We start from the raw sequence: 14549 nt of genomic DNA on the forward strand, positions 1-14549 counted from the left end.
AATAATGCAAAACCATTTACTTTTTTTTTGTACATGATACAATATGTTACATATGGAATGGTAAATCAAAGGTATTGATGTATGAATAACATAAAGAAATTTTTTTTATTCGGATTTCTGGTTTGGTTTATTGAAAATTTGAGTGTGATTACTGACCAACCGCTGGCGGTCCAATTGTCGGTGCATCGCAGGCCCCTTCCTCATGTGGTTGTTGAGGTATTGTGCCGCAATAAGGTGGTTTTTTATATTCCTATATCTGAGTTAGAGAAGGAGCGTTCAGGCAAACCTGCAAAGGGTTTTATAAAAGATCCTCGGTGGCCAGAAGAGGTACAAGACCTTTTAAAAGCGCAAGCGAGAGCCGGGTACAGCGAGGCCTTAAGGTCTGGCCTTGTACCTATGCCACCAGTTACTAATCAGATGCGGCCTGTTGATTCAACGAGTGATCAGCTTTATGTAGTTTTTCAGGGTAATGATGAAGCTTCATTAAAGAAGGCGGTGTCGCTCTTGAAAGAGAAGTACAAAATACAAAGAGCTGAGAGCAATGTAGCTCATTTCCTCCTACCTAAAAATGGTAATGAAGCAAATCTCTTAAAAGAACATGGCCAACTGGTGGCTCAGGAAGATGAAGATGTGTATGTTTTTAAAGTAAATCAGACAAAGAATGAAAAACAAAAACCATTTCTTCAACTTAGTTTCTTTGCATGGTTCCAAGCACTATTAAAGAATGCTTTCTATGGACAGTGGCACCACTCCGCGTCTTTTCATAATGAGCGTAAGTATAAGCCAGGTGCAAAATTTCAATCGAACGTAAGCGTCAAGGATGACATTGTAAAGCTTCCCGAAGAATAAAGCGTTGCCACTTTGTTCATGTATTGCCTTTTAAAATTGGAGAGATAATGATGGGCAGGATTGTTATAACAATGAGTCTGTCAATCTATTGAACCGTTTTTTAAGAAGGATGATGAATGAATTTTGGTAAATGTTTTTTTCTGTTTATTTTTTGTATCAGTTATGTTGAGTTTGGTAGAGCTGAGGCTCCCAAAGTTGAGTCTGTTAAGCAAGATCGATATGCGAGAGCGCAAAGACAAGGTAATAGAAATGTTTATTATGGGCGTTTGATTCTACTTGATGAGCCCGTGCGTGCGATTTTTGAAAAAAAATCGATAGATTTGGCAAATGTGCAGCATTATCCTTTTCCAAAAGGTGATTGTGTAGTCTATACCGATCAAATGAAAAACGCCTTAGAAGCAAGTGGGCAAGTCAAACTACGTGAGGTTAGAGAATTTTGGAATAGTCGTAAATTGCATCGTGCAGACATCCATGTTTTTACACAGGAGGACACCAGGGAACAATCAACAATAAGTGGCAACAGTAGTATATCAAGAAATGGGCTAACGGGTATGACAAAACCAACTTCTAGGCAGCACAAGACTTCATCTGGCGGTCTATGGAGTTTATTTTTACCATTCTTTCAATTGTTTGGCTGGTCAAAAGCTTCGAACAAAAGTGTCCACCACTGGGAATGCCAGGACTGTCACCAACATTACCAAACTAAAAAAACTAAACGAAGTTAGAAGCACTTATTTTTAAAAGTATGTGTTCATATTTATCACATCTCGCTTATCGATGATTGCGTCGTTTTTTTGACGTTAGCCACATTATGAACTGGTCTGTCTGGTGTTGGTCGGCTATTTTGCCTATTTTCTCGTTATTTTTTAATGGCTTACTTCTGTAGTTTAAATAACCGCAAGACCACCAGATAGGGACAAGCGCGTACAATGTCTGTTGCTTTACAGGTGATCTGGTCTGAGTGTGAATAAAATGTTTAACATCGGCTACGGTTGTTTTTTCACTATAGATCATCTGTGCAAAATCTTTTTGAAGTGCGGTGCTCAGATTAATATGTTCATTCTTCATTGAAAAACAGAAATCAGAAAAAAATAAAGTGAAGATAAAAAATAGACACTTCATATGTTACGCTCTTTTTTTTGCCACCGATTATAAGATGGCGGGGCTGACGAGACTCGAACTCGCGGCCTTCCGCGTGACAGGCGGACGCTCTAACCAACTGAGCTACAGCCCCAGAATAATTGTTGGCTCCCCGGGCAGGATTCGAACCTGCGACCCAACGATTAACAGTCGTTTGCTCTGCCTCTGAGCTACCGAGGAACGTGTATTTGGTGGGCGGTGTAGGGATCGAACCTACGACCCCCAGTTTGTAAGACTGATGCTCTACCGCTGAGCTAACCGCCCCTTACAAAAACTACTAATGTCCCAAATTTTAAATTAATTTGAGGTGAATGTCAAAAAAAATAAAAAATAAATACATCTTTATTTTCTTGAAAGAATAGCACAGTAACGAAGGTTTTTCAAATCCGTAAACAGTTTAAGAGAATATGATGATCCCTGTTTGTTTTTAACCACCGTTCCGATCGCAAATCCATAGGGAAAAATGGCCCCTTGGCCGCTGGAAATGACAAGGTCACCATTTTGAATCAGCTCAGGTTGTTCAATATACGAAAGATGAGGTCCTAGCTGGTCATCTACTTCGTATAATGCACCTGTTTGTTCAGTTCCAACAAAAACGGCTAGTTTGCAGTTTTGATCGGTAATAAGCGCTGCTTTGCTGTAAAATGGATAGACCTCGGTAATTTTTCCTACTAAACAGCGTTCATGTACCACGAGCATGTCGGTTTCAACTTTCATGTTCATGCCGGCATCAATGAGAAAAAACTGTTCATTTTTTAATAAAGAGCGCATCATGATACCTCCAATTGCTACCAGGTTGGTGTGGTCGTATAAAGATGCAGAAAGTCTCAGAAGTTCGGTCTGTTTTGTGTAACTGAGAGTTGCTTTCAGTTCTACCAGCTCTTTGACAGCTTTATCGCGTTCTTGTGTTAAAATAAGTATGCGGTTTTGTAGCTGATTAAAGTCGCTCATGTAAAGTAAGAGTGGTAAAAAGAAGAATGAATAGACCTGTGATACAAATAGTAATGGATAGATCAAGATAGATGATAGATAGGCAAATACGCTGTTAAAAAAAGGAGCTGTCCGCAAGAAAAAAATGAAACAGAGTAATAATAAGCTTGAGCGCAGTAAATTTTTTGGTTGTCCTTGCTGCATTGCAGAGCTTTCTTTACAACATACCTACTTTCAAAGAGTACATGGTACCTATGAAAAAACAAATGAAGATCAAAATTGCCAGGAAACTTTCAGCCCTATCTGGTTATCACTGTATTGCGGTTGAATGGTAACTGATTCTTCAAGATGATAATCGACTACTTTGTTTGCAGCAAGTCCGTAAGCAGCTCCAAAGCCTACTCCTGCGCAGAGTTGGGAAAGATAATGTCTGTTGTTTACCAAAAAGATAGTTCCGATGAAACATGACATACAGCTTAGCGGTAGTGCGTATTTGTATCCATGTCGTACTCCGTATAAAACCGCCAGATAGGTTGCGTGAGAAAGATGACCTGACGGAAAACCTCCGAGAGACCTTTTGTGACGACTGAAATCTTCATGCCATGGCCTGCGGCAGATATCGAGGTCAAGTTTTTTGATGAACTGGTTCATAAAATTTAAGATGGGTACACCAATGAGCATGATGTGGCTTGTATAGTTTAAATCTTTATTGGTCGAAAATAGCCCTTGTAAAAAAAGAAATGCAATGGTTGGTCCTGTTGCATGTTGTGCAGCTCTGTGTAACCAAAAAGGAGTTTGATGTATATTTTTGTGATGTGTAGGATCATAAAAATGAGATTGTATTTTATCGTCAAAATAATAGGAGGTCAGAACTGCTGGAATAATGGGGGCCGCAACCTTGAGTGTATCCAGATGGAAAAGATTTTTATGTAACAAAAAAATGTTCTGTCCGCAGCTGGTAATAAATCCTGATATATAGTTTGTTTGAGCTGCGCGCTGTTTTTTTGCTCCGTTAATTCGTCGGGCAACATAATCTTTTGATTTACAAAATTGCAGCTGTGAAAGGCTTAAGAAGCTCAAAAAAATAAGATAATGGTAGAGATTTTTTTTCTTAGCGCACATTTTTATGAAATACTAATTTAATATAAACAGTATTATCATAAAAAAATAAATATCAATTTTTCAATAAACTGCAAAAATAAGAAAAATAGTATATGCGTGATTCATGCAGTTTAGTAGTCAGTTAGTTGGTGTTCTAACTGTATATGATAAATAGGGCGTTTTGATTTTTAGTGCCTGTTTTTAAGCTTTTTCGACAAGTGTCATTGAAGCACCAACTGAGTTTAAACTTTGATCGAGCTTTTCAAATCCCCGTTTCCAATGCGCTACGCCATAGACGTGTGTATTTCCTTCTGCTGCAAGGCCTGCAAGTACCAGTGCGCAGACTGCTCTGATATCCTCTCCGGCAACGGAAGTTCCGCTAAGTTCGTCAGCGCCATTGATGACAGCTTTGTTATTGTGGCTTACGTTTATTGATGCGCCCATTCGATGTAACTCGCTTGCATGTTTCATCCGATTTTCAAAGACTGTTTCGTCAATAATACTCGTGCCCTTTGCAATCGTGCATAATGCCATCATTGGCGCTTGCAGGTCAGTAGGAAACTGTGGATATGGTCCAGTTTTGATTGAAATGGCTTTTGGCCTGCTGGTTGCTTTGATTCGTACGCCAGGCTTTCCGTGAGTATACGTTAGTGCAAACCCCATCTCTTCTAGTTTTAGCAAAGGGACGTCCAATAGGTCTGGTTTTATATTGGTTACCGTAATATCGCCCTGTGTCATTCCAGCTGCAATGAGTAATGCTCCCGCCTCAAGTCTATCAGGCATGATCGTATATTCGACGGGTACTAACTGTTTGACACCATTAATTTTTATAGTTGCTGGGGCTTCAATGGCAATATGTGCACCCATTTTTTGTAAAAGACGTATCAAATCAATTACTTCTGGTTCGATTGCAGCATTAATAATGGTTGTTGTTCCTGTTGCAAGCGTTGCTGCCATGAGGCAGTTTTCCGTAGCTCCTACACTCGGGTAGGCCAGTACGATTCGTGCTGGGCAAAGTTTGTTTGTTTGAGCCTGAATGTAGGTTGGATAGGTATTGGTGATTACCCCAAGTTTTTGTAAAGCCGAAATATGTAGGTCAATAGGACGCGCTCCAATGCTGTCGCCTCCTGGAAATCCTAACTGTGCGTAACCAAACCGTGCCAAAAGGGGTCCAAGCAAAAGAATTGAAGCTCGTGTTGTTTTCATCTGTTCATACGAAAGGGCAGTAGATGTTATGTGCTCCGTATTGATGATTACAGTTGAGTGAGTTGGATCATGTACGACCTGTGCGCCTACGTTTGTCAAAAGTTTGCAGATTTCTATGATGTCAGCAATTGCAGGTACGTTGCGAAACACAGACGTTCCTTTTGCCAATATTGAAGATATGAGCATGACCATGCTTGCATTTTTCGAACCTGACACGGTCACCGTGCCTTCGAGTTTTGGGGAGTGTGTGATTGAAAAAAATGATCGATTCATGCGCTGTTTACAGATAAATGATGAACTGGTGTCAGTATATAAGAAAAGGGTATAAAAAAAAGGGGGATGCCCCCCTTTTTTAATTTTTTATGAAAATCAGATTTTCAGTTATTCATGATTCAAGATATTGTTTTTTTTTAAAAAAGCTTCAGCTGTATTTTTCATTATGTCCACTTGGTTGAAGCGATGTTGCAATGCATTTTGATAGATATTTTTGACTTCAGACCGTTGCTCAGGGTTCAAAGTAGCCATAGCAGATCCTGTTGCTCCCATGAAGCCAAATCCAAATGCACGAGTTGGCTTTTTGAATGACCATTGTGCAAGTCTAAATGGTAAAAAGAACATATTGCATGATAATTTCATTAATCCTGATCCAAATTTTCCTCCGGTATAGCTCAAGGCATTAACAAGAGGATTAGCCTGTGTGCCGATAGTTATAAGGTTGAGTAGTAGTGATAGCTTTATAAAATTCTTCATGATAATCTCCATTTTTATAGTATTTACTTCTATAACCTCATCTATTTACAATCATATCATTAATTTTATATTTGTCAATTAAATATTGAAAAATGGCTATCCTGCGCCTTATGAGCCTTGAAGCAGGTGAAAAGGAGTACTTTAGGCCTTTGATAAGTATGAAAACTCTATTTTCTTGATTTAAAAAGGTTCATTGAGATAGTTTGCACAAGGTATATCGAGTGAAAAGTAGGTTAAGATGAGCAATAAAAATGGTGTGCGATCTGGATTATCTGTTTTGATGCTAGTTTCGTGTGTTCAAATGATCCGGACAGGCGAAAGTAATACGCAACCGGTCTTGATAACAGATTCAAAATTTTTAAAGAAGGCCGTGAATATAAAACAGTGCAGGCCAAATGATAACAATGGTTTTGATATACTGACAGAAAAGAGTGGCCTGTTTTTATTTACAGATTCTGAAATAATTGGTGATTCTCGGGTTTTTAGTAAAGCGCAAAAGCCTGAGTTTGCCATCAAGCATCGTCCCATTTTGTTTGTAAAAAATTTAGATAGAACTTTGGTTACTGTCAATAGTGATAATCAATTAATAATGGGCAATGAGATTACAGCGTCCATTTGTAATTCAAAACCGTACAGGTTGGAACTTTTGCACTCGCGTGATAAGCAAACTGTTTTTGTTGTTGCGAGTAGTTGGCCTACTATTCATTTTGTTTTTCAAAAAGCCTTTTGTGATCACGAGCTTTTTATTGAAGAGATGTCTTTGGGAAATAGATTGCGTAATGCATTATCAGATTCTAAAACAAGACAATGTGAAAAACTAAGTGACTCTCGTAGTAAAATAGAAGATGCATATCTTTTATCAGTTGGGCAAGAAGAGGGAGATTCATACATTATTTATGCACAGGTGAATAAAGGTAATACAGATGCAAAAAATGAAAGTTCTATTGTGCCCTACAGAAAGTTCAAAACTGACTATTGTACGTTTACAGTAAAAAAAATGATAGTTAATGACATTTTTAACCTCTTGTCTTCTGAGCTATTAAAACAAACAGCAACTGAAGAGCTGTGTACGATTGAAGATGTCCCCGTTGATGGTACAGATGTTCCCTTTATAATTGATTATAGAAATAAGGCAGAATGGGCGGTTGTGTGCAAAAAAAAGGATGGTTATCATGTCAAAGCGAAAGCCTGTTCTGAAAGAAAAATACGTTTTATTGATTCAGAGAGGCAGCACGTCAAGGATGCTTTGATTGCAATCCAAGTGCAACAACAACAGGTTAAGTTTTATTGCAAAAATATGGAGAGTGAAGCTTATGTAGATTTTAGTGATCATTTGCAAGATGTGCTAGGTAAGCAGATTGTTTTACAAAAGTATGCTGACAACAATCTATTGATAGGATCGTGGGGAGATCAAGAAAGATTACATCTATTATTTAAGCCGGATTCAGGTTTTTTCTATGAATTTTTTCGGGGTGTCAAACAGATATCGATTACATCAATTTCAAGAGCTCAGGATCAAGCAGACTTAACCCAAAAAATTAAAAGCGAAGCAGAAGTTCAAAATAATGAAAACATTCAGTGGAAAATGAAGCTAGCAGAGGAAAATCGAAAAGAACAAGAAGGACGAGCGCTAATCGAATTGCAAAGACAGCAAAAAGAAGCATTAGCCCAAAAAAATCGGAAAGCAAAGGAAGAGCGCATAACGATTGGAGTGGGCTTTGGTGAGCAAGTGGTTGAGAATGATGACCATTTCTTTGATCATGCTGCTGTGAAAGAATTGGAAGAATTTAAAACAAGGAATAATTTGACAGAGGAAGCTTATCTGCTATTAAAAAAAATGTTAAAAGAACAAAAAGTTGCTTCAGGGTCAGGCTTTTACGCTATGTCTCCTGAGGATCAGTTGGAATGGTTCAATGAACAAAAAAAGCAAGCACAAAAAAACAGATAAAAAACTGCAAACAGTATCTATACTGGGTTTAAAAAAGATTTTTAGAAAGATATGCTCTGCCAGAATCACCAAAAATCATAACTGCAAGTGAGTCTTTTGGTAGGTTTTGGCAATAGTGCAACGCACCGTATGCTACTGCTCCGCTGCTCATGCCCGCTAAAATGCCATACTTTTTTGGCAACAGTTTGAGCATTACCAAGGCATCCTCGTCTGCAACAGGAATAATCTCGTCAACGATCGAATAATCCATGACTGGCGAAACAAAATCTATTCCCATTCCTTCAATTTTATATGGTTTTGGGTTGCCTTTGCTTGAATAAAATGAGGTCTGTGCGTCCAGTGCAATTACTTTAATCGCAGGATTCTGTTCTTTCAGATAGCGGCCTGCGCCACTGACGGTGCCTCCGGTGCCTGCTGCTGCAAAAAAATGGGTTATTCTGCCGTTGGTTTGACGCCATAGTTCTGGTCCCAATAATGCATAATGTGCTTTGGCATTGACGATATTGAAATATTGATCAGGCATAAACGATCCGGGTGTTTCCGCCGCGATGCGACGAGCGACCGAGTGATATCCCTGCGGATCATCAATAAAAGAGGTTGCGGGGCAGACCACTACCTTGGCTCCGTATGCTTTGATCGTTTCTAATTTTTCAGTGCTGATCTTTTCTGAAACGGTAATAATGACTGGATAGCCTTTGATAGCACCGATCATGGCAACGGCGACTCCATGATTACCTGAAGATGCATCAACTATCGTTCCGCCCGGCTTTAAAAGTCCTTTTTTTTCCGCGTACTCGATCATGTACAGTGCTGAACGGTCTTTGACGCTACCGCCAGGGTTGCAATATTCGAGTTTTGCGTAGATATCAATAGTGTTTTCTGTCGATAATCGTACCAATGGTGTATTGCCAATGGCATCCAGAAGTGAATTCAGCATCATTGCTCCTTTTTTTCGATGATGAGAAGGTTAAAATAGAATAAGCATAATTGAGTTAACAATGGCATATACAGTACATGTTTCAATCATACTTTGTGCAACCAGCGATAATCGTGAAATAACTTCTGATTGCTCTGGGTTAGATGCCATTGTTTTGCATGCAGAAGCTGCGGTCATACCGGAACTGATTCCTGGGCCAAATGTTCCCAAGCCTGTGCATAATGCGGCGGACACGTAGGCAATACCTTTTAACAAGGATGTCTCTTGCGCAGGTACAACAAAAAGTAGAGTCATTGCAATAACGAGTGAAAATATAATTGGTGTTTCAATGACCGCTTGACTGATGATAGTAAATGAAAGCAGCTTTTTGTATGCCTGTGGATTGATGCCAATGCTCATACATGCCTGTTTTGCAAATACTGCAAGTCCAATTGCCGGTCCAATACTGCCGATACCAATGACCAAGCCAGCGGCAATGAGGCGTAATGCGTCAGCGATAGAAGATGCAACGATTGCCTGATTTCTTATAAAGATTGCAACGACCAGTCCTGCAATGATGGGCATCTGTGTTAATGCTTGTGTCATAATCATAAAAGAGGTAATGCGTTTACTCCAGAAGGGTTGTCGGGCAATTGATTCAAAGGCTGCTTGTGCGGGTAATGATGAAGCGATTCCGAGCACCAGTCCAGTTGCGCATACTGCTAATGCTATGCCTATGGAACTGACGTCCGCATAGAGGGTGATTGGTTTTGGTTTTGCAGCCATTAATAAAATGATAGAGACGAAGATGCCAATGACTGATGCCGTTTCGATAAGTGCAACACCGATGATTGCTGCTTTCATAATATCGTTGCGTGCTTCCGGTTGTCTGCGAATTGCTTTTAACGCAGAACGGCTTGTGATTCCTTGTCCAAAGGCAACACCCAATGCGGTTACACCTACGGCTAATGCTATGGTAATGTAATGAATAAATTCAGATTGATATGACATGTGTGCAATCCTTTATACTCTATCAAGATTCTGATTCATGCCTAATTGCTATCGATAAATAGGTTAACGACAAGATAGTAAATACAAATGCCTGCAAGAAACCTTCAAGGATTGTAAAACATATGGTCAACACTAAACTCATTAACAACGCACAACTTGTAGCTATAATTTTGAAAAAACTATTCACAATGAAAAACTTTGAAACATCTAACACGGTTATATACTGTAATGCAGCTGAGCTATAAATCTTTGAAATAATGGCTCCGCCAAGGATGTTGCCAAAAAGACGTAAAGAAACAGATAAAACTGAAGTAAATTTGCCTATCAAATGCAAAGGAAAAAGCCACAAAGGGCTAAAAAATTCTGTTTTTATATAGTGCCACAAGCCCATTGAACGTATAGCGGCAATTTGAGTGTAAAAAAATCCACTCAAGCCTAAAGCTAACGTAGTATTAAGGTCTTGCGTTGGCTCTTCAAGCCAAGGGATGATGGGTGCAATGTTGCAGCTTAAAATAAAAATAAATAATGATCCTACAAAGCAGATATGCATAGGTGTAAAAAAGCCTATCGATTGTTCAACTGTATCGCATAGAAAGGCAACTACACCCATGATACAGTTATAGACAAATGTATTGTGTCTTGAGATTAGTTTTATCACAAGAATGGATAGAAAAAGCAGACCCATTATAACCCAGGTATGCAGTACTGTTGTGCTATTAACTAATAATAGATTATTTTTTTCCACCCCTAAGAGTGAACTTAAATCCCAAAAATGATCTGCTGTTAAACTTACATTAATCATTGTCTTTCTCTGTGTAAAAGCATGTACCAAAAGGCTGCAAGGAACATTATGACCACAATAATAGAATCAACTATAGTGCAATACATAACAACACGTAACAACCATAATAGTACTATATACCTTATCAGAAACAAAGCAATATAGGTCTTTTTTTTTAGAGAAAAAAGAAAGACTCTTGTATATTTTTCAATAAACAAGAGTCCATACAAAGTTCCAGCTAGTAATCCAGCACCACAATAAAATGCAAGTTCAAGGGCGTAATTAAGCGCTGGAGAATTAATCATGGTAAAGTTCTAAATTTTTTTAATACCTTTGAACTTCCAATATTCAGCGACTATAGAAGAAGAACCAGTAATCAGTACCAAACCGTATTTCTCATCAACACTGCTTTGAGCAAGCTGAAATGCTTCCTTAAAATTTTGTGCTGCACGAGCCTTAATTTTCATGCTTTTTATATTGTTAGTTAAGGTTTCATGGTTAAACGATGCGTCGTATTTGTGACCTGGTAAAGCTTCGACAGGGCACACAATAACTTGGCCTGAAGTCTTTTTAAAGAAATAACGTAAAACACGCAATATTTCTTCAAGTTCAAGTTCTGAAACCGTGGTAAACCCTAAAATAATCGATAAGCCTTTTAATGGACGTTGATAATGTAATAATCTCACACCAAGTAAGATGTTTTTGAGGGCATCAACATTAGAGGCATTATCAAGTAAAATGGTTGGTTTATCTTTGTCCAATAACTGAAAACGACCAGGCATATCGTTAACCGTGTCTTTCCAAAATTGATCAACCGTCTTTTTAGGATTTAATTCGGCCATTCTCTTGGCTTCTAACGTTGGTCGGCCACGTTGTACTTTTTGTTTTGCTAAAATACTGGTATCTGAGCTATCCATAGCATTGTCTAAGCATTCATTAACATAAAGGTAGGCTATGCGTTCTGCAAGTCCTGCACAACGGCCATGTAACTGTTCAAATGGATAGGACAGTGATGCCAGTTTGCGGATCGGCATGACCCACACCGCGCCCTTCTGTTTTGCTAGTTCTTGCATGTATTGTAAGTTCGATTTGTTTTGATCGGCAGACACAATAAATGTTTTCTCTTTTGCAAGGTTCATAATATATTCAATGAAATCTTTAACCTGGAGTACCACTTGATCAAGGTCAGGATCTGAAACGCGTGTTATTGCCACCAATTTTGGATTACAAATAGTCATAATATTGTTAACAAATGCATTTGCTACTTCAATAATTGCAACATCGACTTTATTGAGTTTAAAATGAAGGAGACTCATCATGGTTAAAATAACATCAGTATCGATGTCAAGCTTGAGTTCTTCAGCCGTTGAAATGACTTCATTTGCAAGGTCGGTAAATGCCTTGTTTGATATCATTTCGTCTTTTATAACAAATCGTTCATTGTAAGTTAAGATGTGTGGCGCATACAATATACCCACAGAAAGGCCTTCTGCTGCAAGTAATCGACTTGCAAAATGTGCAGTTAGACTTTTGCCATTACTCCCTGCGACCGCAATGATATTGGTTGTTTGTGAAATATTTCCGAGCGCTTTATCCAACTGTTTGGCTGTCGCTAGACTTTTTTCTTTTGTATTCACGTTCCAGTGAGCGTCGAGAAATTCAACGATCTCACTATAGTTTTTCTGTTTTCCACCTAAAAGCGAATCTTTTTGGACCAACTGCTTTTGTATGTTTGTTGATTTCATTGATTTAATCCCATCAGTTAACTGTTTTTATTGTTCTAAAACTTTTTCTTCTGCTCCCCCTTTATCAGGCTTTTTTTAATATTAAAATTAAAAGAAAGCTTTAAAAAGACTTATTTGGAGAGTATGATTAATTGTAATTATATCATTAAAGGCAAAAATGTCAAACAAGAAATTTTGAATTGATTTAAACAACTTAAATTACAAAAAAAGGCTCTTTATGTATTTTTTATCTTGGAAGTCTCATGAAGTAAATACGTTTTTGTATCAGAAAATAGTTGAAAATAAAGTTTTTTTGGGCTCAACAGATACCGTTTTGGGGTTAATGTCTGCTGCGACGCCGCAAGGCAGGGCTAGACTTAATAGTATTAAACGAAGGGATGATAAACCTTATATTATCTTAATAGATTCAATGAATGAGCTTGAGCTTTTTGTTGATCGGGCGGTACAAGATCGTCTTTTGCCTTTTTTGGAACAGATATGGCCAGGGCCTATTTCAGTTATTATGCCAGCAAAAAGTGGAATAGCCTCTTTTTATGTGGGAAATGAGCAAAAAATCGCACTTCGTATGCCCGATCATGCAGGGCTTCTGAGAGTAATGCATAGGTGCGGACCCCTTTTTTCGACCAGTGCAAATATCAGCAATAGTCCTACTCCGGACAATATTATTGATATAGATCCTGTTATTATTGAGCAAGTTGAAGCGGTGGTTATGGATGATGGCATTGAAAAAAAGAATATTCCATCAACAATAATAGAATATAAAGACGGACAATGTGTGATTGTAAGAGCTGGAGCCTTTGATTCAGCGGCTTTGTTAAAAAAATACGCTATGGCAATACAAGGGTGCGAAAAGTGAATATAATCTAGTATCAAGAAAAAAGATGAAAGATTGAATCGAAATTAATATGGTATCTATTTTTCAAAATTCTATATGATAAAATGCCAAAAACAACCAGCAGAAGACTTTTTTTGAGTATTCTGATCTGTTTTTGATTCAAAAAACCATATATTTTTTGAGCATCTGATTGAGGTTTCTCTGTAGGTAGTACGGTTTTTTCAAGGTCTTTTTCTGGTACAAATGCTGATATTAGATTAGTTTTTATCAAGTAGTTGTTAAGTTCCTGAAAGAAAGGGTTTACCCTTATAAAAAAAATATCCATATTCTTTTCCATCAGATCATTGGCATTATCATTGTGCGAAAACTTAATCAGTTTGTTGGTTTCTATAAGCAGCTGTCTTCCATCGTGTTCAGAATTACCAGTAGTATCAACAAATGTTTTCATTGCTTCATACAATGTTTTATTTAAACATGTTTTTTTTTCATAAACGAAGGTGTTAAGTAGTAGCAGAATTCTCAATATCGTTTTTTTTTGTTTTTTTTCCATAGAGGATAAAAAATTATCAGTGGTATTAACCAACCCGAGCATGGTAGTAAGTGGCTGGGGTAAGTTAAGAGGCTTAGCATCAATGTTTTCCTCAAAACCATTCATTGATTTTGGTAGTAAATTTGTCTGATTATAATATCTGATAAGCTCTTTGGAAGCCCGAGTAAACTGTCTCAAGGATGATTCTTGCAATAATAAAAGGAGGTTTGTGATATTGATTACTTTTTCTAAATTGTGCATCTCTTCGCCTGATGCAATTTTTTCATAAGCCTCTTTCCATGCTTCTTTTGCTAGGTACATTAGTGGGCTTGAAGCGATCAGGTCTTGACTGGGCTGGCTACGGGGAGAAAAAAGCATCGCAATCTGTTCAGAATTCTGTTTTATGAGGTTAATAGCTAAGGGGTTTTGAACGGTGTTGCCATTTTCTGCATCGCTTATTGGTTGGTCTGTGTGTGTAATGGTGGCAGTATCAAGCTTCTCTGGTTCCATGCCATATATTAGGTGCGTAATAATCGAAATGTATAAAAAAAAATGATATGTTTTTTCCATCTCAATGCCTTTTTCATGCGTATCGTCATGTGGTTGAAGATTCGAGTCAGTAGTCATGATTTGTTAGTTTATTTAATTAGTTTCTGATAGCGCAATATATATGCTTTAAAAGTTTTTTTTTGTTGTAAAGTGTTTATTTTGCTGATTAGGCCTTCTGTATTAGAAATGGATTCCTTGTTTGAAGCTGTCTGGAAGGTAAGACGTTACAGTGTATAATAATTTCAACTTGAAAATTACT

14 protein-coding genes and 3 tRNA genes are annotated in these 14549 nt (G+C 37.9%); 4 read left to right on the forward strand and 13 right to left on the reverse strand.

What is annotated here, in order from left to right; genetic code table 11:
* The first annotated feature begins 81 nt into the window (after positions 1-81).
* Positions 82-849 carry a hypothetical protein gene (locus IPG37_00875; protein QQR53966.1) on the forward strand — a complete coding sequence of 256 codons (768 nt, stop codon included), beginning with the start codon at positions 82-84 and terminating at the stop codon, positions 847-849.
* Between the two features lie 116 nt (positions 850-965).
* Positions 966-1574, forward strand: coding sequence for a hypothetical protein (locus IPG37_00880; protein QQR53967.1), 609 nt, complete (start codon positions 966-968; stop codon positions 1572-1574).
* 46 nt (positions 1575-1620) lie between these two features.
* Here the strand turns inward: IPG37_00880 and IPG37_00885 are convergent, their stop codons facing one another.
* From IPG37_00885 to IPG37_00920, 8 genes are all read right to left on the reverse strand, one after another.
* Positions 1621-1971, reverse strand: coding sequence for a hypothetical protein (locus IPG37_00885; protein ID QQR53968.1), 351 nt, complete (start codon positions 1969-1971; stop codon positions 1621-1623).
* 35 nt (positions 1972-2006) lie between these two features.
* A tRNA-Asp gene (locus tag IPG37_00890) sits at positions 2007-2083 on the reverse strand.
* An 11-nt stretch (positions 2084-2094) separates the two neighbouring features.
* Positions 2095-2169, reverse strand: a tRNA-Asn gene (locus IPG37_00895).
* Positions 2170-2178: 9 nt separating this feature from the next.
* Positions 2179-2253, reverse strand: a tRNA-Val gene (locus IPG37_00900).
* A gap of 78 nt (positions 2254-2331) precedes the next feature.
* Positions 2332-3123 carry a rod shape-determining protein MreC gene (locus IPG37_00905; GenBank protein QQR53969.1) on the reverse strand — a complete coding sequence of 264 codons (792 nt, stop codon included), beginning with the start codon at positions 3121-3123 and terminating at the stop codon, positions 2332-2334.
* 69 nt (positions 3124-3192) lie between these two features.
* Positions 3193-4041 carry a hypothetical protein gene (locus IPG37_00910; protein QQR53970.1) on the reverse strand — a complete coding sequence of 283 codons (849 nt, stop codon included), beginning with the start codon at positions 4039-4041 and terminating at the stop codon, positions 3193-3195.
* 180 nt (positions 4042-4221) lie between these two features.
* A complete protein-coding gene (gene murA, locus IPG37_00915) occupies positions 4222-5499 on the reverse strand; it encodes a UDP-N-acetylglucosamine 1-carboxyvinyltransferase (protein ID QQR53971.1) in 1278 nt (425 codons plus the stop codon).
* Between the two features lie 108 nt (positions 5500-5607).
* Complete coding sequence (locus IPG37_00920) at positions 5608-5976, reverse strand: hypothetical protein (GenBank protein ID QQR53972.1); 369 nt, start codon at positions 5974-5976, stop codon at positions 5608-5610.
* A gap of 238 nt (positions 5977-6214) precedes the next feature.
* On the opposite strand from IPG37_00920, the gene IPG37_00925 reads away from it, so the two are divergent.
* The gene (locus IPG37_00925) at positions 6215-7924 is read left to right on the forward strand and encodes a hypothetical protein (protein ID QQR53973.1); all 1710 of its coding nucleotides are present in this window, start codon (positions 6215-6217) and stop codon (positions 7922-7924) included.
* A 28-nt stretch (positions 7925-7952) separates the two neighbouring features.
* On the opposite strand, the gene IPG37_00930 is transcribed toward IPG37_00925, so the two are convergent.
* The 4 genes from IPG37_00930 to IPG37_00945 all read right to left on the reverse strand — a co-directional run bounded on the left by IPG37_00930 (position 7953) and on the right by IPG37_00945 (position 12377).
* Complete coding sequence (locus tag IPG37_00930) at positions 7953-8861, reverse strand: cysteine synthase family protein (protein QQR53974.1); 909 nt, start codon at positions 8859-8861, stop codon at positions 7953-7955.
* Between the two features lie 30 nt (positions 8862-8891).
* Entirely contained in the window at positions 8892-9851 is a 960-nt protein-coding gene (locus IPG37_00935; GenBank protein ID QQR53975.1) for a hypothetical protein, read from the reverse strand.
* A gap of 22 nt (positions 9852-9873) precedes the next feature.
* On the reverse strand, positions 9874-10653 hold the full coding sequence (locus IPG37_00940; protein QQR53976.1) for a F0F1 ATP synthase subunit A: 780 nt from the start codon (positions 10651-10653) through the stop codon (positions 9874-9876).
* A 293-nt stretch (positions 10654-10946) separates the two neighbouring features.
* Positions 10947-12377, reverse strand: coding sequence for a hypothetical protein (locus tag IPG37_00945; GenBank protein QQR53977.1), 1431 nt, complete (start codon positions 12375-12377; stop codon positions 10947-10949).
* Positions 12378-12594: 217 nt separating this feature from the next.
* Between IPG37_00945 and IPG37_00950 the strand changes: the two genes are divergently transcribed.
* On the forward strand, positions 12595-13233 hold the full coding sequence (locus IPG37_00950; protein ID QQR53978.1) for an L-threonylcarbamoyladenylate synthase: 639 nt from the start codon (positions 12595-12597) through the stop codon (positions 13231-13233).
* A 13-nt stretch (positions 13234-13246) separates the two neighbouring features.
* Here the strand turns inward: IPG37_00950 and IPG37_00955 are convergent, their stop codons facing one another.
* Positions 13247-14311 carry a hypothetical protein gene (locus IPG37_00955; GenBank protein ID QQR53979.1) on the reverse strand — a complete coding sequence of 355 codons (1065 nt, stop codon included), beginning with the start codon at positions 14309-14311 and terminating at the stop codon, positions 13247-13249.
* Between the last annotated feature and the right edge of the window lie 238 nt (positions 14312-14549).

Source organism: bacterium (assembly GCA_016699125.1).
Classification (GTDB): domain Bacteria; phylum Babelota; class Babeliae; order Babelales; family Vermiphilaceae; genus AWTP1-30.

What these genes read in the sequence shown, in the direction of transcription:
- IPG37_00930 (QQR53974.1), bottom strand. Translation starts at nt 8,861, where the DNA reads ATGCTGAATTCACTTCTGGATGCCATTGGCAATACACCATTGGTACGA.
- IPG37_00950 (QQR53978.1), top strand. Translation starts at nt 12,595, where the DNA reads ATGTATTTTTTATCTTGGAAGTCTCATGAAGTAAATACGTTTTTGTAT.
- IPG37_00885 (QQR53968.1), bottom strand. Translation starts at nt 1,971, where the DNA reads ATGAAGTGTCTATTTTTTATCTTCACTTTATTTTTTTCTGATTTCTGT.
- IPG37_00935 (QQR53975.1), bottom strand. Translation starts at nt 9,851, where the DNA reads ATGTCATATCAATCTGAATTTATTCATTACATTACCATAGCATTAGCC.
- IPG37_00880 (QQR53967.1), top strand. Translation starts at nt 966, where the DNA reads ATGAATTTTGGTAAATGTTTTTTTCTGTTTATTTTTTGTATCAGTTAT.
- IPG37_00875 (QQR53966.1), top strand. Translation starts at nt 82, where the DNA reads ATGAATAACATAAAGAAATTTTTTTTATTCGGATTTCTGGTTTGGTTT.
- murA (QQR53971.1), bottom strand. Translation starts at nt 5,499, where the DNA reads ATGAATCGATCATTTTTTTCAATCACACACTCCCCAAAACTCGAAGGC.
- IPG37_00940 (QQR53976.1), bottom strand. Translation starts at nt 10,653, where the DNA reads ATGATTAATGTAAGTTTAACAGCAGATCATTTTTGGGATTTAAGTTCA.
- IPG37_00955 (QQR53979.1), bottom strand. Translation starts at nt 14,311, where the DNA reads ATGGAAAAAACATATCATTTTTTTTTATACATTTCGATTATTACGCAC.
- IPG37_00905 (QQR53969.1), bottom strand. Translation starts at nt 3,123, where the DNA reads ATGCAGCAAGGACAACCAAAAAATTTACTGCGCTCAAGCTTATTATTA.
- IPG37_00925 (QQR53973.1), top strand. Translation starts at nt 6,215, where the DNA reads ATGAGCAATAAAAATGGTGTGCGATCTGGATTATCTGTTTTGATGCTA.
- IPG37_00920 (QQR53972.1), bottom strand. Translation starts at nt 5,976, where the DNA reads ATGAAGAATTTTATAAAGCTATCACTACTACTCAACCTTATAACTATC.
- IPG37_00945 (QQR53977.1), bottom strand. Translation starts at nt 12,377, where the DNA reads ATGAAATCAACAAACATACAAAAGCAGTTGGTCCAAAAAGATTCGCTT.
- IPG37_00910 (QQR53970.1), bottom strand. Translation starts at nt 4,041, where the DNA reads ATGTGCGCTAAGAAAAAAAATCTCTACCATTATCTTATTTTTTTGAGC.